Raw genomic sequence first — 18,431 nt, 5'->3', positions numbered from 1 at the left:
CTAGTCGTCTGGGCGCTTAACCGAAGAAGCTCTGGCCGTTCTTGGCCATTTCACGCAGCTTCGCGGTCGGGTGGTACAGCGGGCCCAGATCAGCGTATTTGTCAGCCAGGGCAACGAACTCAGCCACACCGATCGAATCGATGTAACGCAGTGCACCACCACGGAATGGAGGGAAACCAATACCGTACACCAGGCCCATGTCGGCTTCGGCGGCGGTTTCAACGATGCCGTCTTCCAGGCAACGCACGGTTTCCAGGCACAGGGCGATCATCATCCAGTTGATGATGTCCTCGTCGGACACCTCACGCTGCTCGTAGATGACCGGAGCCAGCACTTCGTGCACCGACGGGTCGGCGACTTTCTTCTGCTTGCCCTTCTTGTCGGCCTCGTAGGCGTAGAAGCCCTTGCCGTTCTTCTGGCCCAGGCGCTTGGCCTCGTACAGCGCGTCGATCGCCGAGCGGCGGTCGTCTTTCATGCGGTCCGGGAAGCCTTCAGCCATCACGTCGCGACCATGGTGGCCGGTGTCGATGCCGACCACGTCCATCAGGTACGCCGGGCCCATGGGCCAGCCGAATTTTTCCATGACCTTGTCGATACGCACGAAGTCCACGCCGGCGCTGACCAGCTTGGCGAAACCGCCGAAGTATGGGAACAGTACGCGGTTGACCAGGAAGCCCGGGCAGTCATTGACCACGATCGGGTTCTTGCCCATTTTCTTGGCGTAGGCAACGGTGGTGGCAACGGCCAACTCACTGGATTTCTCGCCACGGATGACTTCCACCAGCGGCATCATGTGCACCGGGTTGAAGAAGTGCATGCCGACGAAGTTTTCCGGACGCTTGAGGGCCTTGGCCAGCAGCGAGATGGAAATGGTCGAGGTGTTGGACGCCAGGATAGTGTCGTCTTTGACCTGGGCTTCCACCTCAGCCAGTACGGCTTGCTTGACCTTCGGGTTCTCGACAACCGCTTCGACCACCAGGTCGACATGGCCGAAATCGCCGTAGGACAGCGTAGGACGAATGCCGTTAAGCACCTCAGCCATCTTCGCAGCGGTCATACGACCTTTGTCCACACGACCGACCAGCAGCTTGGCGGCTTCTGCCAGGCCTTGCTCGATGCCGTGCTCGTTGATGTCTTTCATCAAGATCGGCGTGCCTTTGGACGCCGACTGATAGGCGATACCGCCGCCCATGATACCGGCGCCGAGTACGGCAGCCTGTTTCACGTCGCGGGCGATTTCGTCATAGGCCTTGGCCTTTTTCTTCAGTTCCTGATCGTTCAGGAACAGGCCGATCAGGCTCTGGGCCGCAGAGGTTTTCGCCAGTTTGACGAAACCAGCCGCTTCCACTTCCAGGGCCTTGTCGCGACCGAAGTTCGCGGCTTTCTGGATGGTCTTGATCGCTTCAACCGGCGCTGGGTAGTTCGGGCCGGCCTGGCCAGCCACGAAACCTTTGGCGGTTTCGAACGACATCATTTGTTCGATGGCGTTGAGCTTGAGTTTTTCCAGCTTCGGCTGACGCTTGGCCTTGTAGTCAAATTCGCCGCTGATGGCGCCCTTGATCAGGTTCAATGCGGCTTCGGCCAGTTTGTCCGGCGCAACTACAGCGTCGACAGCCCCGACTTTCAGCGCGTCTTCAGCACGGTTTTCCTTACCGGCGGCAATCCACTCGATGGCGTTGTCGGCACCGATCAGGCGCGGCAAACGCACGGTGCCGCCAAAACCTGGATAGATGCCCAGCTTGACTTCAGGCAGGCCGATCTTGGCGGTGGCCGACATGACGCGGAAGTCCGCCGCCAGGCACATTTCCAGGCCGCCGCCCAACGCGATGCCGTTGATGGCAGCCACGGTCGGTAAGTTGAGGTCTTCGAAATCGCTGAAAATCTTGTTGGCTTCGAGGTTGCCAGCCACCAGCTCGGCATCGGGCAGCTTGAAGTTGTCGACGAATTCGGTGATGTCAGCGCCGACGATGAACACGTCCTTGCCACTGGAGACGATCACGCCCTTGACCGAAGCATCTGCTTTGATGGTGTCTACGGCCTGACGCAATTCATTCAGGGTTAGACGGTTGAACTTGTTGACGGACTCACCCTTGAGGTCGAATTTCAGTTCGACGATGCCACTTTCAAGAGCCTTAACCGTGATGGCTTTACCTTCGTAAATCATCAACTGATCTCCACGATATGGAAGCTGAACAGTACACATTGGACGCTGGCCTATGGGTTGGACATTGATGAAATCTTCAATGTTCACGCCAATCCGCCAGGCACACCCGCCAATGCGATAGTCGGGATTCTGTATGAGTCGTCTGACAGACAAACGCTCAATTCATACGCCCGTTTGATTTGGGTACGCCACCTTCATCCAATTCCGGGCAATTGTCAATCGCTCCAAAGGCTAGGAAAAACGCGACTTTCCAGTCAGTTCAGAACCCCGCCCTCATACGTGCGCCTCGCCAATATTCAAATATTCACGAAATCAATAATAGAAAAGATGTGGGAAAAGGCTGTACAGAATGGGATATGCGGCTAGGCTAGCCGCAACCAAAGATTTACCGGCCTGCCTGGCCAACTCCAGCCCGATGATGATTGTCGGGCTTTTTATTGCCTGCAATTCAGGCCAACTCCTTGAGCAGCGCATCGATATCCTTCAACACGCTCGCCTCGCCCTTCTCGCCCCAATACAGGGCGATCATCTGCTTGTCGGCTTCGATCTTGTAGACGTTGTCCGGCAGCGTCGCAAAATGCGGCAACAACTTTTCATCGACGCACACTTCACGCCACTGATTGACCCACACACTTGGCTCCAACTGCCAATAACACCAGATCGCCGGCGTACTGCCGCGCCGTGGCCGGCAGTACTGCGCGCAAGGGCTCGGCGGCTCCTGCTTGAGCCAGTGCGGCCACTCCTGGGGCGCCAGTTGCATGGCCAGGCCGATGCGGCGCGCCTCCATGCGCAGGGCCATGCGTCCGCTCTGGTGGCGCGACGGGCGCAGCCATGCCAGGGGGCTCAGCACCACCACAAGGATTGACACCACTATCCAGACCGTCATATGTGTACTCCCGAATTTACAGATGAGCGGATTTGATCTGACGCAACCCTATCCGCTTGAAAGCAGCCATACTGAATCTATTGCAGTCCCCCTGGAGGAACGCCTCATGCCCTACCAACATATTCTGGTCGCTGTCGATCTGACCGAAGAGTGCGATCCAGTGATCAAGCGCGCGCAGGAATCTGCATTGGCCAATGGTGCCGTACTGTCACTGGTGCACATCGTCGAGCCCATGGCCATGGCCTTTGGCGGTGACGTGCCGATGGACCTTTCCCAGTTGCAGCAACAACAATTCGACCAGGCCAAAGAGCGTCTGGACCGTTTGATTCTCAAGTACCCGCACCTGAAAAAGGAAGACTGCCACCTGACCTACGGCCAACCGCGCCAGGAAATCCACCACCTGGCCAAAGAAAAGGGTTGTGACCTGATCGTGGTCGGTAGCCATGGCCGTCATGGGCTCGCACTGTTGCTAGGCTCCACGGCCAACGATGTATTGCACGGTGCGCCATGCGATGTGCTGGCGGTAAGACTGGTCAAAAGTTCGTAAGACCATGTGGGAGGGGGCTTGCCCCCGATAGCGGTGTGTCAGCTACACATTCACCTGCTGTCCCACTGCAATCGGGGGCAAGCCCCCTCCCACAGTTTGAATCGTATTTCCTATAAAAAACCCGGTGCTCATCTGATGAACGCCGGGCTTTTTTAATGCGCTGAAATCACTCAGGCATCCAACTCAGCCCAACGCTCGACCAACACTTCCAGCTCCTGGTTCAGTTTCTCCAGGGAAGCGATGACCTCGGCGGTTTCCGCCGCCGGACGCAGGTAGAACCCCGCGTCAGCCATTTGCGCTTCTACCGCGGCAATCTGCTGTTCCTTGGCGTCGATATCACCCGGCAAGGCTTCCAGCTCACGCTGCAGCTTGTAGCTGAGTTTCTTCTTGGTCGCCGGCGCAGCGTCCTGGGCCGGTGCAGCAGCAGCGACCACCGGGGTCACGACGGCGGAGGTCAAGTCGGCTTTGCCGGACTTGCTCTCGGTCACGCCCAGCAATCGCGGGGAACCGCCCTGGCGCAGCCAGTCCTGGTAACCACCGACGTATTCACGCACCTTGCCCTCACCTTCGAAGACCAGGGTGCTGGTGACCACGTTGTCGAGGAATGCCCGGTCGTGGCTCACCATCAGCACGGTGCCGTTGAAGGTCAGCAGCACTTCTTCCAACAGCTCGAGGGTTTCCACGTCGAGGTCGTTGGTCGGTTCGTCGAGGACCAGCAGGTTGGCCGGCTTGCTGAACAGTTTGGCCAGCAGCAGGCGCGCACGCTCACCACCGGACAAGGCTTTCACCGGGGTACGCGCACGCTGCGGGCTGAACAGGAAGTCGCCCAAGTAGCTGAGCACGTGACGGCTCTGGCCGTCGATATCGATAAAGTCGCGGCCTTCAGCGACGTTGTCGATTACGGTCTTTTCCAGGTCCAACTGATGGCGCAACTGGTCGAAGTAGGCCACGTCGATCCGCGTGCCCTCCTCCACTTTACCGCTGGTCGGCTGCAAGCCGTTGAGCATCAGCTTGAGCAAGGTGGTCTTGCCAGTACCGTTGGCGCCCAGCAGGCCGATACGGTCGCCGCGCTGCAGGACCATGGAAAAGTCCTTGATCAGGAACGGGCCATCCGGGTGATGGAAGCTGACGTTCTCCAGCACCATCACCTGTTTGCCCGACTTGTCGGCGGTGTCCAGCTGGATATTCGCCTTGCCGGTACGCTCGCGACGCTCGCTGCGCTCAACACGCAGGGCTTTCAGGGCGCGTACGCGGCCTTCGTTACGGGTGCGACGGGCCTTGATACCCTGGCGGATCCAGACTTCTTCCTGGGCCAGTTTCTTGTCGAACAGCGCGTTGGCGGTTTCTTCGGCGGCCAGCGCGGCTTCCTTGTGCACCAGAAAACTGGCGTAGTCGCCGTTCCAGTCGATCAAGCCACCACGATCCAGTTCCAGGATGCGCGTTGCCAGGTTCTGCAGGAAGGAACGGTCGTGCGTGATGAACAGCACGGCGCCCTGGAATTCCTTGAGGGCTTCTTCCAACCAGGCAATCGCGCCGATGTCCAGGTGGTTGGTCGGTTCGTCGAGCAGCAGCAAATCAGGCTCGGACACCAGGGCCTGGGCCAGCAGCACGCGACGACGCCAGCCGCCGGACAACTCGGCGAGGGTCTTGTCCGCCGGCAGTTGCAGGCGACTCAGGGTGCTGTCGACCAATTGCTGCAAGCGCCAGCCATCACGAGCTTCCAGGTCTTGCTGGACGTGCATCAGCTTGTTCAGGTCATCTTCGGTGACACAGTTCTGTGCCAGGTGATGGTATTCGGCGAGCAGTGCGCCAACGCCGTCGAGGCCTTCGGCAACCACGTCGAACACTGTCCGTCCGTCGGCCACCGGCAATTCTTGCGGCAATTCGCCGATCTTGAGGCCCGGCGCGCGCCATACGGAGCCGTCATCGGGCTTCTGGTCGCCCTTGACCAGCTTCATCATGCTGGATTTGCCGGTGCCGTTGCGGCCGATGATGCACACCCGCTCACCACGGGCGATCTGCCAGGACACCTTGTCCAACAACGGCATGGCGCCGAAAGCAAGGGACACATCGCTGAATTTGAGCAGGGTCATACGCTTCTCCAAAAACTGGGCGCGCATTCTACCTGAGTTAGGGGCTGAGGCGGCCGGGATTTTCTCAGTCGACATACTCTGAGAGACATTTCCGAGGAACTTGAACGAAGCGGCCGTCAAAGCTTTCACCGGCGTCAGGCAAAAGGCTAAGCTAGGGGCAATCAGTGTCGGCGATGCCGGCACTTGTCCAGATTCCTCTGCACGGACGTCTCATGCGCAGTCGCCTTTTCAGCTTTTTATCTTGTCTGCTTCTTTCCGCCACCGCCGTTCAATCCGCCCAGGCCGTGGACCTCACCACCCAACGTCAATACTACGATGAAGCCAAACGCGCCCTGGCCAAGGGCGATACCGGGCCGTACATGCAATACAGCCAGGCCCTGGCCGACTACCCGTTGACACCCTATCTGGCCTACGACGAACTGACCGCCCGCCTGAAAACCGCGAGCAACCAGGAAATCGAGCAGTTCCTCGCCAAAAACGGCGACCTGCCCCAGGCCAACTGGATGAAACTGCGCTGGTTGCGCTGGCTGGCCGAACGCGGCGACTGGCAGACCTTTGAAAAGTACTACGATGCCAAGCTCAATTTCGTCGAACTGGACTGCCTGCACGGCCAGTACCAGCTCACCCATAATCTGAAGGCCGAGGGCTACAAGACCGCCGAAAAACTCTGGATGACAGGCAAGTCCCAACCGGCTGCCTGCGATGTCACCTTTGGCCAATGGGCGGCTGACGGCCAACTCACCGAACAGAAGATCTGGGACCGCGCCAAACTCGCCGCCGAAGCACGCAACTACGCGCTGGCCAACAGCCTGGTGAAAACCCTGCGCACGCTGGGCCCGCAAGGCCGCTTGATGGTGGACGTGGCGCAAAAGCCGGACATGCTCAGCGACCCCTCGCGCTTCCTGCCGGCCACCGAGGCCATGTCCGACGCCGTAGGCCTGGGCCTGCGCCGCCTGGCACGCCAGGATCCGGACAAGGCCATGGCCCTGCTCGACGGCTACGCCAGCAGCATGCACTTCTCCCGTGACGAAAAAGTGTCGATCGCCCGGGAAATCGGCCTCACCCTGGCCAAGCGCTATGACCCGCGCGCCCTTGAGGTGATGACCAAGTACGATCCCGAGTTGCGCGACAACACCGTGTCCGAGTGGCGCCTGCGCCTGCTGCTGCGCCTGGCCCGCTGGGAAGATGCCTACCAGTTGACCCGCAAACTGCCACAAGACCTGGCCATCACCAACCGCTGGCGCTACTGGCAGGCCCGCAGCCTGGAACTGGCCGAGCCGAAGAACCCGCAAGCGCTGGTCTTGTACAAGCACCTGGCGCAGGAGCGTGACTTCTACGGTTTCCTTGCCGCCGATCGCTCCAAGGCCCCGTACCAGTTGAAGAACAAACCCCTGCTGATGAGCCAGGCGCTGGTCAACAAAGTGCGCAATACCCCGGGCGTGCGCCGCGCCCTGGAGTTCTATGCACGCGGCCAGGTGGTCGATGGCCGCCGCGAGTGGTACCACGTCAGCCGTCACTTCAACCGCGACGAAATGGTCGCCCAGGCCAAGCTGGCCTACGACATGAAGTGGTACTTCCCGGCCATCCGCACCATCAGCCAGGCGCAGTACTGGGACGATCTGGACATCCGTTTCCCGATGGCCCACCGCGATACCCTGGTGCGTGAAGCCAAGGTGCGCGGCTTGCATTCGAGCTGGGTGTTCGCGATCACCCGCCAGGAAAGCGCCTTCATGGACGACGCGCGCTCCGGCGTCGGCGCCAGCGGCCTGATGCAACTGATGCCCGGCACCGCCAAGGAAACCGCACGCAAGTTCAGCATCCCCCTGGCCTCCCCGGCCCAGGTGCTGGACCCGGACAAAAACATCCAGCTCGGCGCCGCCTACCTGAGCCAGGTGCACAGCCAGTTCAACGGCAACCGCGTACTCGCCTCCGCCGCGTATAACGCCGGCCCCGGCCGTGTGCGCCAATGGTTGCGCGGCGCCGACCACCTGAGCTTCGATGTGTGGGTGGAGAGCATTCCGTTCGACGAAACCCGCCAGTATGTGCAGAACGTGCTGTCTTATTCGGTGATCTACGGGCAGAAGCTCAATTCACCGCAGCCGTTGGTGGATTGGCATGAGCGTTATTTTGATGATCAGTGAGTTCATGAGCTGGCATTTGTGGCGAGCCGGCTTGCCCCGCGTTGGAGTGCGAAGCGCTCCCAATCCAGGCCAAGCAGTGTGACGTTTTGGGGCTGCTACGCAGCCCAACGCGGGGCAAGCCCGCTCGCCACAACAAGCTTGTTCACCACATAGGCCGCGTTAACGTTCGCTTTTTCCGACCTCGGCCCCGTCACTGAACTGCAACGCCGCCAACCTTGCATACAACGCATTGCTCGCAATCAACTGCTGATGTGTCCCCACCGCCACCAGCTTGCCCTGGTCCATCACGGCAATCCGGTCGGCGTTCTTCACCGTGGCCAGTCGATGGGCGATCACTAGCGTAGTGCGCCCCTGCATCAATTGCGGCAGCGCTTGCTGGATCAGGTGTTCACTCTGCGCATCCAGGGCGCTGGTGGCTTCGTCCAGCAGCAGGATCGGCGCGTCCACCAGCAACGCCCGTGCGATGGCCAAGCGCTGGCGTTGTCCACCAGAGAGGCCCATGCCGCCGTCGCCCAGGTGGGTCTGGTAACCGTCGGGCATTTGCAGGATGAAATCGTGGGCGTGGGCAATGCGCGCCGCTGCTTCGACCTGTTCCTGGGTGGCCGTCGGGTTGCCGTAGCGGATGTTCTCTTCAACGCTGCCATAGAACAGCGCCGGGCTCTGGGACACTAGGGCGAAGTGGCGGCGCAGGTCCATGGGGTCGAGTTCGGTCAGCGGGTGGCCTTCAATGAGGATCCGGCCTTGCTGGGGGTCGTAGAAGCGCAGCAGCAAGTCGAAGATCGTCGATTTGCCCGCACCGGAAGGGCCGACCAACGCCAGGGTTTCGCCAGGGTTGATGGTCAGGTTCAGGCCGTCGATGGCATAGCTGTCCGGCCGTGAAGGATAGGAAAAGCGCAGGTCCTGCAGCTCCATGCGCCCGCTGACCCGCGCCGGCAACTGGACAGTGCCGGCGACCGGCGCCTGGATTTCGTTGCTCGACTGCAACAACTCGCCAATGCGCTCGGCGGCACCGGCGGCACGTTGCAGCTCGCCAAGCACCTCGCTGAGGGTGCCGACCGCGCTGCCGACAATCAGGCTGTAGAACACAAACGCCGCCAGCTCGCCGCCGGAAATACGCCCACTGATCACGTCCATGCCGCCGACCCACAGCATCACGCCCACGGCGCCGAGCACCAGCATGATCACCAGGGTAATCAGCCACGCACGCTGGGTGATGCGCTTGCGTGCGGTGGTGAAGGCATCTTCCACGGTGACGGCGAAGCGCTGTTCGTCCTGCACCTGGTGGTTGTAGGCCTGCACGGTCTTGATCTGGCCGAGGGTTTCTGACACATAGCTGCCCACATCGGCGATGCGGTCCTGGCTCTGGCGCGACAAGCTGCGCACGCGCCGGCCGAAGATCAGGATCGGCGCCAGCACCAGCGGCAGCGCCACCACCACGATGCTGGTGAGCTTGGGATTGGTGACGAACAGCAGCACGATGCCACCGATGACCATCAAGGCATTGCGCAGGAACAACGACAGCGACGAACCGATCACCGATTGCAGCAGCGTAGTGTCAGTGGTCAAGCGTGACTGGATTTCCGAACTGCGATTGTTCTCATAAAAGCCCGGATGCAGGTAGATCAGGTGATTGAACACCTGCCGGCGGATATCCGCGACCACCCGCTCGCCGATCCACGACACCAGGTAGAACCGCGCAAAGGTGCCGACAGCCAGGCCCAGCACCAGGATCATGAACAGCCCGATGGACTGGTTGAGCAAGTGCGGCGACCGGGTCATGAACCCCTGGTCCACCAGCAGGCGGATGCCCTGCCCCATGGACAAGGTGATGCCGGCCGTGACGATCAGCGCCAACAGGGCGCCAAGCGCCTGCCAGCGGTAAGGCGCGATGAATCGACTGGCCAGGCGAATGGCACGGCGTTGACGGACTGAGAACATGGAGAGCATCACCAATGAGAAGTCTGTACACCTACATGGGGGGAACTTGGGCGAATAGCAATGAGTCAGGTTAATTATGCCCGCCGATGCTGATCCCTAGAGGCTATCGGTCTAACCCCTGGCTGGAAATTTGTATTGGTTTCTGGTGGACTGAGTGTTCGAACCGCTGACCTGGCAGGGAGTTGTAACAGCCTGGTCACGCGCGGGCTTTAGAGTAGGTACACAACCTGATGAGGAGACAGGCCATGACCTTGCAGAACAGCAGCGATGCCAAGATTGAAGTGATCCGCCAGCCGCAGCAGTTGCCTTGCTCGTACATTGACGCCCAAGGCCGCGAAGTGCAGATCACCGAAGAGATGATCCAGCAAGCGTGCAGCGAACTGGAACAGCGACTGGTCAAGCCTGCCCAGCAAGGCTGAAGCGCCCACGCTCTTTCAAACCCGGCCCTGGTGGCCGGGTTTTTTATTGGTCTCTAAACCGCTTCGGCGCCCAACGCGGACACGATGTTCGACAACACAGCCGACTCACCCAGGATGCGCACCTTCAAACCATCGATCTCGCGGCGCTCGGGGTAGTGCTTGCGCAGCAGGTCAAACGCCTTGCGCTGCTCGTCCACCGTTCCTACCAGGCTGCGGCGGAAATCCGCATCATCACGACGCGGGTCGTACACGCTGCGGCACAGCGTCGCCAGCGCCCAGGCCGGGTCGGTAGACGCATTCAGCTGCACCTCGGCCAACCACGGCGGTGGCAGCAAATCACGCAATTGAATGCTCGGCTCCTGCCCCAGGTGCGCGCAGAACGCCTGATAGATCTGCGCCGTACCGCGCTGCTTGCCGTCCAGGCTGTAGCCAGCGATATGCGGCGTGGCCAGCACGCACAAATCAGCCAGGTCGACGTCAACTTCCGGCTCACCCTCCCACACATCCAGCACCGCCTGGAGGTCTTCGCGCTCCAGCAGCACCTCGCGCAGGGCGGCATTGTCGACCACCGGGCCACGGCTGGCGTTGATCAGCCAGGTACCGGGCTTGAGCTGCTCAAGGCGTTGGCGGTCGAACAGGTGCCAGGTGGAGCCGTTACCGGACTTGGTCAGCGGTGTGTGCAGGCTGATCACGTCGCACTGCTCGATGATCTGCGCCAGGCTGACGTAATCGCCGTCTTCGGCGATCTGCCGGGGCGGGTCGCAGACCAGCACGTTCCAGCCCAGGCCCTTGAGCACCTTGACCAGTCGCCCGCCGACTTCACCGGCGCCAACCACGCCGTAGGTGCGCTGGTTAAGGTCGGCGCCTTCGATCTCGGCCAGCGTCATCAGGCTGCCCAACACATAATCCACCACGCCACGGGCGTTACAGCCGGGGGCGCTGGACCACTGGATGCCGGCCTGTTTGAAGTAGTCGAGGTCCAGATGATCGGTGCCGATGGTGCAGGTGCCGACAAAGCGCACGTTCGTGCCATCGAGCAGGGCACGGTTGACGTTGGTCACCGAGCGCACCAGCAATACATCGGCCTGCTCGACCGTCGCACGGTCAATGGAGCGGCCAGGCACGCGGCGAATTTCACCGAAACCCTGGAAGAAGGCATCGAGCAGCGGAATATTTTCGTCGGCAACAATCAGCATGGCAGGCTCCTTAGGCGGACCCGCAGTGTACAGGGATCGCAGCCCTCGCTTACAAATCGCTAACACAGGTTTTTTCCTGACCGATGCGTCAGCGCGTAGAATCCGCCGTCCTTGCGCTGCCCTCGACTGGACACCTGTACGTGAACACTGCCACCGCCCCCCTTACCCGCCCCGCCCGCATTCGCCGGGAAGTGCGCGGCCTGCTGACGCTTGCCCTGCCGATCATGATCGGTCAACTGGCCACGACGGCGATGAGTTTTGTCGATGCGGTGATGGCCGGACGCGTCAGCCCCCAAGACTTGGCGGCGGTGGGCCTGGGCAACTCGATCTGGATTCCGGTGTACCTGCTGATGAGCGGCACGCTGCTGGCCACCACGCCAAAAGTCGCCGAGCGCTACGGTGCCGGGAAATTCACCGAGATCGGGCCACTGGTGCGCCAGTCGCTGTGGCTGGCGATTGTGGTCGGCATCGTAGGCGGGCTGTTGCTGTTGTGCGCGGAACCAATCCTGCACTGGATGAAGGTCGAGGCCGACCTGATCAAACCGTCCATGGGCTACCTGCACGGCATCGCTTCGGGCATGCCGGCCATCGCGCTGTACTACGTGCTGCGCTGCTTCAGCGACGGCCTGGGCCGCACACGGCCGAGCATGGTCATGGGCCTGGTCGGCCTGGCGCTGAATATTCCGCTGAACTACATCTTCATCTACGGCCACCTCGGCGTACCGGCCATGGGCGGCGTGGGCTGCGGCTGGGCCACGGCCCTTTCGATGTGGGCGATGGTGATTGGCCTGGCCGTGTGGACACGCTTCGGCCCGGCGTACCAGAGCAGCGAGTTGTTCAAGCGCTTCGACTGGCCGCAATGGGCGGTGATCAAGCGCGTACTCGGGATTGGCTTGCCGATTGGCATCGCGATCTTTGCTGAGTCCAGCATTTTCGCGGTCATCGCCCTGCTGATCGGCAGCCTCGGCGCCACGGTGGTCTCGGGCCATCAGATCGCGCTGAACGTCAGCTCGCTGGTGTTCATGATTCCCTACTCGCTGAGCATGGCGGTCACCGTACGGGTCGGCCAGGCCCTGGGCCGTGGTGAACCGCGTGAAGCACGCTTCGCCGCGGGTGTCGGCATGGGCACGGCGCTGGCCTACGCGTGCCTTTCATGCAGCTTGATGCTGCTGTTGCGCGAGCAGATTGCGGCGATCTACACCCCGGACCCGATCGTCATCCACCTGGCATCCACGCTGATCGTGTTTTCAGCGCTGTTCCAGTTCAGTGATTCGATCCAGGTCACTGCCGCCGGCGCCTTGCGTGGCTACCAGGACACCCGTGTCACCATGGTGCTGACCCTGTTCGCCTATTGGGGCGTGGGCCTGCCGGTGGGTTATGCCCTGGGCCTGACCGACTGGCTCGGCGAACCGAGCGGCCCGAGCGGCTTATGGCAAGGGCTGATCGTGGGCCTGAGCTGCGCCGCGGGGATGCTGCTGGTGCGCCTGGCGCGCAGTGCACGCCGGCGCATCCGCGTAGATAAAGCGCAGGGTTAAGCAGACTTCTTGCGGATCCAGTACAGGTACGTACCGGCCTGTTCCTGCTGATCCACCAGTTCGTGATCCAGAAACACGCAGAACTTGGGAATATCGCGGCGCGTGGACGGGTCGGTCGCGATCACCTTGAGCAAGCCGCCGGGTGGCAGGTCACGGATATGCTGGTGCAGCATCATCACCGGCTCCGGGCAGTTGAGGCCGGTGGCGTCGAGGGTGGCGTCGACGGGCAAATCGAGGTTCATACATCACTCCTGAAACGGATGCCGCTCCAAAGGTGGGAGCGGGCTTGCCCGCGAAGACACGGGCACATTCAACATAAGTTTCGACTGTTATACCGCTTTCGCGGGCAAGCCCGCTCCCACAGGGGTCCTGTGATGATTTCAACTGTTCAGCGAGCCTTGGGTTTCTTCGCTGTTTCCAATCGACGCAAATGGCATGTCACTTCCTCACGGTCGTGGTACAGCTGCTTGCAGCCGATCTCCACGCGAATGCCACGCGCCTTGAAGCCGTCCTCAATGCGCTCCAGCAAGCGCTTCACTTCGGCGTAGCGCTGCTTCATCGGCAACTTCAGGTTCACCACCGCCTCGCGGCAATGCCCCTCGCCGATCCAGGTTTCCAGCAGCGCGGCGTTGCGCGCCGGCTTCTCGACGATGTCGCAGACCATCCAGTCCACTGGCTGCTTGGGCACGAAGGTGAAGCCGTCGGCCATCAAGTGCTGGACCAGGCCGGTGTCCATCAGGCTTTCGGCCATGGGGCCGTTGTCGATGGCGGTCACCAGCATGCCACGGTTGACCAGTTGCCAGGTCCAGCCGCCCGGCGCCGCGCCGAGGTCGACGCCAGTCATGTCGCCGTGCAGGCGCTCGTCCCACTGGTCGCGGGGGATGAAGTGGTGCCAGGCTTCTTCCAGCTTCAAGGTCGAACGGCTGGGCGCTTCACGCGGAAACTTCAAACGCGGAATTCCCATCGGCCACATCGCCGAGTTGTTCGACTCGGCCAGGCCCATGAACACTTCGCGGCCGCTCTTGAAGGTCAACAGCAGGCGCGGCTTGCTCGGGTCGTCCACCAACTTGCCGGCGTTCAGCAGGGCTTTGCGCAGGTGCACTTCGAATTTCTTGCAGAAGTTCGACAGTTCCTTGCCGTCGTTGGTGTCGACCATCTCCAGCCACAGGCTGCCGCACACCGGGAATTCGCGCAGGTGGGCGAGGATCACGCTGATGCGGTCGGTTTCCGGCAGGTCGATGAACACCCCGCGCGCCCACTGCCTGGGGAAGATCAGCTCGGCAAAGCGCTGGCCGTGCATCAGGCGCTGGGCGCCATCTTCTTCGGTGCAGACGAATTCGGCGCAGGCGCTGCCGGTCTTGGCCTTGGCGTAGCCGGAAACGTTCAGGCGCGCGGCGTGTTCCGCGATCTCGGAACAGACTTCGCCTTCAAAACCCGGGCGGCAGTGCATAAAAAGGGTGTTCATCAATTCTCCAAGTGAATCAACCGACCTTGCGCTGTCGCAATGCCTGTCATGAAAACCCGCGCATGATAACGGACTTCGGAACCTTGGACTTAACGATAGAGTCCAGTTATTAGCCTGCTAATGAAAACAGGGCTAAGTTGATAGCTCTGTTCGTCCCGTCAGGTCCGTAGCCGTGCGGACCATAAGGAGTCGTGTCATGTCATCGCTTGATAGCCTGAGAACCCTTAAAACACTGCAAATCGACAGCAAGACCTATCACTACTTCAGTTTGCCCGAGGCCGCCAAGAGTCTGGGTGACCTCGACAAGCTGCCGATGTCGCTCAAGGTGCTGCTGGAAAACCTGCTGCGCTGGGAAGACGACAAGACCGTCACCGGCGCCGACCTCAAGGCCATCGCCGCCTGGCTCAAGGAACGCCAGTCCGACCGCGAGATCCAGTACCGCCCCGCCCGAGTGTTGATGCAAGACTTTACCGGCGTACCCGCCGTGGTCGACCTGGCCGCCATGCGCGCCGCCGTGGCCAAGGCCGGGGGCGATCCGCAGCGCATCAACCCGCTATCGCCCGTGGACCTGGTAATTGACCACTCGGTGATGGTCGACAAGTTCGGCAACGCCGACGCCTTTGAGCAGAACGTCGACATCGAAATGCAGCGCAACGGCGAACGCTACGCCTTCCTGCGCTGGGGCCAGAGCGCCTTCGACAACTTCAGTGTTGTGCCGCCGGGTACCGGCATCTGCCACCAGGTCAACCTCGAATACCTGGGCCGCACCGTGTGGACCAAGGACGAAGACGGCCGCACCTATGCGTTTCCCGACACGTTGGTCGGCACCGACTCCCACACCACCATGATCAACGGTCTTGGCGTACTCGGCTGGGGCGTGGGCGGGATCGAGGCGGAAGCGGCGATGCTCGGCCAACCGGTGTCGATGCTGATCCCGGAAGTGATCGGCTTCAAGCTCACCGGCAAACTGAAAGAAGGCATCACCGCCACTGACCTGGTGTTGACCGTGACCCAGATGCTGCGCAAAAAGGGCGTGGTGGGCAAGTTCGTCGAATTCTACGGCGACGGCCTGGCCGACCTGCCGTTGGCCGACCGCGCCACCATCGCCAACATGGCCCCGGAGTACGGCGCCACCTGCGGCTTTTTCCCAGTGGATGAGGTGACACTGGACTACCTGCGCCTGTCAGGGCGCCCGGCAGAAACCGTGAAGTTGGTCGAGGCGTACACCAAGGCCCAGGGCCTGTGGCGCAACGCCGGCCAGGAACCGGTGTTCACTGACAGCCTGGCCCTCGACATGGGCAGCGTCGAAGCGAGCTTGGCCGGGCCGAAGCGCCCACAGGACCGCGTAGCCCTGCCGAATGTGGGCCAGGCCTTCAGCGACTTCCTCGACCTGCAATTCAAACCCACCAACAAGGAAGAAGGTCGCCTGGAAAGCGAAGGCGGCGGCGGGGTTGCCGTGGGCAATGCAGACCTGGTGGGCGAAGCCGACTACGAATACGACGGCCAGACCTATCGCCTGAAAAACGGCGCCGTGGTGATCGCCGCGATCACCTCCTGCACCAACACCTCCAACCCCAGCGTGATGATGGCCGCCGGGCTGGTGGCGAAAAAGGCCGTGGAAAAGGGCCTGACCCGCAAGCCCTGGGTGAAAACCTCGCTGGCCCCCGGCTCCAAAGTGGTCACCGACTACTACAAGGCGGCCGGCCTGACCCAGTACCTGGACAAGCTCGGCTTCGACCTGGTCGGCTATGGCTGCACCACCTGCATCGGCAACTCCGGACCATTACCGGAGCCGATTGAAAAAGCCATCCAGAAGGCCGACCTGGCCGTGGCCTCGGTGCTGTCCGGCAACCGCAACTTCGAAGGCCGGGTGCATCCGCTGGTGAAAACCAACTGGCTGGCGTCGCCGCCGCTGGTCGTCGCTTATGCCTTGGCCGGCACCGTGCGCATTGATATCAGCAGCGAACCGCTGGGTAACGATCAAGACGGCAAGCCGGTGTACCTCAAGGACATCTGGCCGAGCAGCAAAGAGATTGCCGACGCCGTGGCCCAGGTCAGCACCGGCATGTTCCACAAGGAATACGCCGAGGTGTTCGCCGGAGACGCGCAATGGCAAGCCATTGAAGTGCCGCAAGCGGCGACCTACGTGTGGCAGAAGGACTCCACTTACATCCAGCACCCGCCGTTCTTCGATGACATTGCAGGGCCGCTGCCGGTGATTAAAGACGTCAAGGGCGCCAATGTGCTGGCGTTGCTGGGCGATTCGGTGACCACCGACCACATCTCCCCCGCCGGTAATATCAAGACCGACAGCCCCGCCGGCCGTTACCTGCGCGAACAGGGCGTGGAGCCACGAGACTTCAACTCCTACGGCTCACGCCGTGGCAACCATGAAGTGATGATGCGCGGCACCTTTGCCAACATCCGTATCCGCAATGAAATGCTCGGCGGTGAGGAAGGCGGCAATACGCTGTACATCCCCACTGGCGAGAAGATGGCGATCTATGACGCGTCGATGAAATACCAGGCGTCGGGCACACCGCTGGTGGTGATCGCCGGCCAGGAATACGGCACCGGCTCCAGCCGCGACTGGGCGGCCAAGGGCACTAACCTGCTGGGGGTCAAGGCGGTGATTGCCGAGAGCTTCGAGCGTATCCACCGCTCCAACCTGGTGGGCATGGGCGTACTGCCGTTGCAGTTCAAGCTGGATCAGAACCGCAAGTCGCTCAAGCTTACGGGCAAGGAGAAGATCGACATTCTCGGCCTGACGGACGTGGAGATCGTACCGCGCATGAACCTGACGCTGGTGATTACGCGGGAGGATGGCAGCAGCGAGAAGGTCGAGGTGTTGTGCCGGATCGATACATTGAATGAAGTGGAGTACTTCAAGGCGGGCGGCATCCTGCACTACGTACTGCGCCAGCTGATCGCATCTTAAGAGCACCGCAAAACCAATGTGGGAGGGGCGGTGCGACGGTTCGACTTGCCCCCGATAGCAGTGGATCAGTCAACACATACAGTGACTGAAACATCGCCATCGGGGGCAAGTCGAACCGTCGCACCGCCCCTCCCACATTTTGACCGCGTTTAACGTTTCAGATCAGCCGAACAGCCACTTCCACAGCAGTACCAAAACAACTACAGCCAGCACCGGCCGCGCAATGCGGTAAGCCTTCGGATGCTTGCGCTTCCACTGCTTGACCACACCGCTGAACTTGTCACTGAAGGTCTTGCTCCAGGCATACGCCTGGTTGATCCCGCCCACGCGCTCGTCATCCAGATTTTGCGGCGCAGTCGCGCGGCCCAACTGCTTGCTGACCCAGCGATTGACCCGGGTCATCAGGCGGTTACTCAGCGGTCGCTCGATGTCGCAGAACAGGATCACGCGGGTCTGTTCGGTTTCGTTCTTGACCCAGTGCACGTAGGTCTCATCGAACATCACGTCTTCACCGTCGCGCCAGGCGTAGACCTGGCCGTCGACGAAGATGCGGCAGTCGTCGGAGTTCGGCGTGGACAGGCCCAGGTGGTAACGCAGGGAACCGGCAAACGGGTCGCGGTGCGGGTTGAGGTGGCTACCGCCCGGCAACAACGCGAACATCGCGCCTTTCACGTTAGGGATGCTGCTTACCAAGGCCACGGTTTTCGGGCACAGCGCCTCGGCCGATGGCAGCGGTTTGTCGTACCACTTGAGGTAGAAACGCTTCCAGCCTTTCTTGAAGAACGAACCGAAACCGGCGTCGTTGTTCTTTTCGGCGGCGCGGATATAACCCTCGTCGAACAGGTGCATGGCCTCTTCGCGGATCACTTCCCAATTGTCCTTGAGCACGTCCAGTTCCGGGAACTTGCTGCGGTCCAGGTAGGGCTTGGACGGCACGGCCGAGAACAGGTACATCAAGGCGTTATACGGGGCGAACAGCGCCGAATGGTTGACGAACTGACGCAACATCGGCAAACGCGCCTTGCCGCGCAGATGCACGTACAGCGTGCTGCCGATAAACAACGCCAGCACCGACAGCTTGGCGGCCAAAGAAAAGGTCATGCAGCAAC

At 61.3% G+C, this 18,431-nt stretch carries 13 protein-coding genes; 5 read left to right on the top strand and 8 right to left on the bottom strand.

Annotated elements, in window-relative coordinates; genetic code table 11:
- Nucleotides 1-16: 16 nt before the first annotated feature.
- Complete coding sequence (fadB, locus tag M2497_RS09130; protein WP_248487008.1) at nucleotides 17-2,164, bottom strand: fatty acid oxidation complex subunit alpha FadB; 2,148 nt, start codon at nucleotides 2,162-2,164, stop codon at nucleotides 17-19.
- A gap of 448 nt (nucleotides 2,165-2,612) precedes the next feature.
- Nucleotides 2,613-3,050: a hypothetical protein gene (locus M2497_RS09125; protein ID WP_248487006.1), complete on the bottom strand. Its 438-nt coding sequence runs from the start codon at nucleotides 3,048-3,050 to the stop codon at nucleotides 2,613-2,615.
- 106 nt (nucleotides 3,051-3,156) lie between these two features.
- On the opposite strand from M2497_RS09125, the gene M2497_RS09120 reads away from it, so the two are divergent.
- Nucleotides 3,157-3,597 carry a universal stress protein gene (locus M2497_RS09120; RefSeq protein ID WP_024074077.1) on the top strand — a complete coding sequence of 147 codons (441 nt, stop codon included), beginning with the start codon at nucleotides 3,157-3,159 and terminating at the stop codon, nucleotides 3,595-3,597.
- Between the two features lie 170 nt (nucleotides 3,598-3,767).
- On the opposite strand, the gene M2497_RS09115 is transcribed toward M2497_RS09120, so the two are convergent.
- Entirely contained in the window at nucleotides 3,768-5,690 is a 1,923-nt protein-coding gene (locus tag M2497_RS09115; protein WP_222541211.1) for an ATP-binding cassette domain-containing protein, read from the bottom strand.
- Between the two features lie 212 nt (nucleotides 5,691-5,902).
- On the opposite strand from M2497_RS09115, the gene M2497_RS09110 reads away from it, so the two are divergent.
- Entirely contained in the window at nucleotides 5,903-7,831 is a 1,929-nt protein-coding gene (locus M2497_RS09110; protein ID WP_248487004.1) for a transglycosylase SLT domain-containing protein, read from the top strand.
- A 159-nt stretch (nucleotides 7,832-7,990) separates the two neighbouring features.
- Here M2497_RS09110 and M2497_RS09105 read toward each other — a convergent pair whose 3' ends face one another.
- Complete coding sequence (locus M2497_RS09105; RefSeq protein ID WP_248487002.1) at nucleotides 7,991-9,778, bottom strand: ABC transporter transmembrane domain-containing protein; 1,788 nt, start codon at nucleotides 9,776-9,778, stop codon at nucleotides 7,991-7,993.
- Between the two features lie 236 nt (nucleotides 9,779-10,014).
- Here M2497_RS09105 and M2497_RS09100 point away from each other — a divergent pair, with 236 nt between their 5' ends.
- Nucleotides 10,015-10,188, top strand: coding sequence for a PA1571 family protein (locus M2497_RS09100; RefSeq protein WP_058425072.1), 174 nt, complete (start codon nucleotides 10,015-10,017; stop codon nucleotides 10,186-10,188).
- Between the two features lie 53 nt (nucleotides 10,189-10,241).
- Here the strand turns inward: M2497_RS09100 and pdxB are convergent, their stop codons facing one another.
- Nucleotides 10,242-11,384: a 4-phosphoerythronate dehydrogenase PdxB gene (gene pdxB, locus M2497_RS09095; protein ID WP_248487000.1), complete on the bottom strand. Its 1,143-nt coding sequence runs from the start codon at nucleotides 11,382-11,384 to the stop codon at nucleotides 10,242-10,244.
- A gap of 140 nt (nucleotides 11,385-11,524) precedes the next feature.
- On the opposite strand from pdxB, the gene M2497_RS09090 reads away from it, so the two are divergent.
- Nucleotides 11,525-12,919, top strand: a complete 1,395-nt coding sequence (locus M2497_RS09090; protein WP_248486998.1) for an MATE family efflux transporter — start codon at nucleotides 11,525-11,527, stop codon at nucleotides 12,917-12,919.
- Here M2497_RS09090 and tusA read toward each other — a convergent pair.
- Both tusA and rlmM read right to left on the bottom strand, forming a co-directional pair.
- Nucleotides 12,916-13,161 (bottom strand): sulfurtransferase TusA, encoded by a 246-nt coding sequence (gene tusA / locus M2497_RS09085; RefSeq protein WP_058425075.1) that lies wholly within the window; start codon nucleotides 13,159-13,161, stop codon nucleotides 12,916-12,918. The genes M2497_RS09090 and tusA overlap by 4 nt on opposite strands.
- Before the next feature lie 146 nt (nucleotides 13,162-13,307).
- On the bottom strand, nucleotides 13,308-14,384 hold the full coding sequence (gene rlmM, locus M2497_RS09080) for a 23S rRNA (cytidine(2498)-2'-O)-methyltransferase RlmM (RefSeq protein ID WP_034102534.1): 1,077 nt from the start codon (nucleotides 14,382-14,384) through the stop codon (nucleotides 13,308-13,310).
- A 196-nt stretch (nucleotides 14,385-14,580) separates the two neighbouring features.
- On the opposite strand from rlmM, the gene acnA reads away from it, so the two are divergent.
- Nucleotides 14,581-17,322 (top strand): aconitate hydratase AcnA, encoded by a 2,742-nt coding sequence (gene acnA / locus M2497_RS09075; protein WP_248486997.1) that lies wholly within the window; start codon nucleotides 14,581-14,583, stop codon nucleotides 17,320-17,322.
- Between the two features lie 162 nt (nucleotides 17,323-17,484).
- Here acnA and M2497_RS09070 read toward each other — a convergent pair whose 3' ends face one another.
- Nucleotides 17,485-18,423, bottom strand: a complete 939-nt coding sequence (locus M2497_RS09070; RefSeq protein WP_034102532.1) for an aspartyl/asparaginyl beta-hydroxylase domain-containing protein — start codon at nucleotides 18,421-18,423, stop codon at nucleotides 17,485-17,487.
- Between the last annotated feature and the right edge of the window lie 8 nt (nucleotides 18,424-18,431).

It is taken from the genome of Pseudomonas sp. CYM-20-01 (assembly GCF_023169845.1).
GTDB classification, from domain to species: domain Bacteria; phylum Pseudomonadota; class Gammaproteobacteria; order Pseudomonadales; family Pseudomonadaceae; genus Aquipseudomonas; species Aquipseudomonas azotoformans.
This window is presented reverse-complemented; position numbering and strand designations above follow the sequence as displayed.

Coding starts and splice junctions, on each gene's coding strand:
- acnA (WP_248486997.1), top strand. CDS start 14,581: ATGTCATCGCTTGATAGCCTGAGAACCCTTAAAACACTGCAAATCGAC.
- M2497_RS09120 (WP_024074077.1), top strand. CDS start 3,157: ATGCCCTACCAACATATTCTGGTCGCTGTCGATCTGACCGAAGAGTGC.
- tusA (WP_058425075.1), bottom strand. CDS start 13,161: ATGAACCTCGATTTGCCCGTCGACGCCACCCTCGACGCCACCGGCCTC.
- M2497_RS09105 (WP_248487002.1), bottom strand. CDS start 9,778: ATGCTCTCCATGTTCTCAGTCCGTCAACGCCGTGCCATTCGCCTGGCC.
- M2497_RS09100 (WP_058425072.1), top strand. CDS start 10,015: ATGACCTTGCAGAACAGCAGCGATGCCAAGATTGAAGTGATCCGCCAG.
- M2497_RS09115 (WP_222541211.1), bottom strand. CDS start 5,690: ATGACCCTGCTCAAATTCAGCGATGTGTCCCTTGCTTTCGGCGCCATG.
- M2497_RS09110 (WP_248487004.1), top strand. CDS start 5,903: ATGCGCAGTCGCCTTTTCAGCTTTTTATCTTGTCTGCTTCTTTCCGCC.
- pdxB (WP_248487000.1), bottom strand. CDS start 11,384: ATGCTGATTGTTGCCGACGAAAATATTCCGCTGCTCGATGCCTTCTTC.
- M2497_RS09125 (WP_248487006.1), bottom strand. CDS start 3,050: ATGACGGTCTGGATAGTGGTGTCAATCCTTGTGGTGGTGCTGAGCCCC.
- rlmM (WP_034102534.1), bottom strand. CDS start 14,384: ATGAACACCCTTTTTATGCACTGCCGCCCGGGTTTTGAAGGCGAAGTC.
- M2497_RS09070 (WP_034102532.1), bottom strand. CDS start 18,423: ATGACCTTTTCTTTGGCCGCCAAGCTGTCGGTGCTGGCGTTGTTTATC.
- fadB (WP_248487008.1), bottom strand. CDS start 2,164: ATGATTTACGAAGGTAAAGCCATCACGGTTAAGGCTCTTGAAAGTGGC.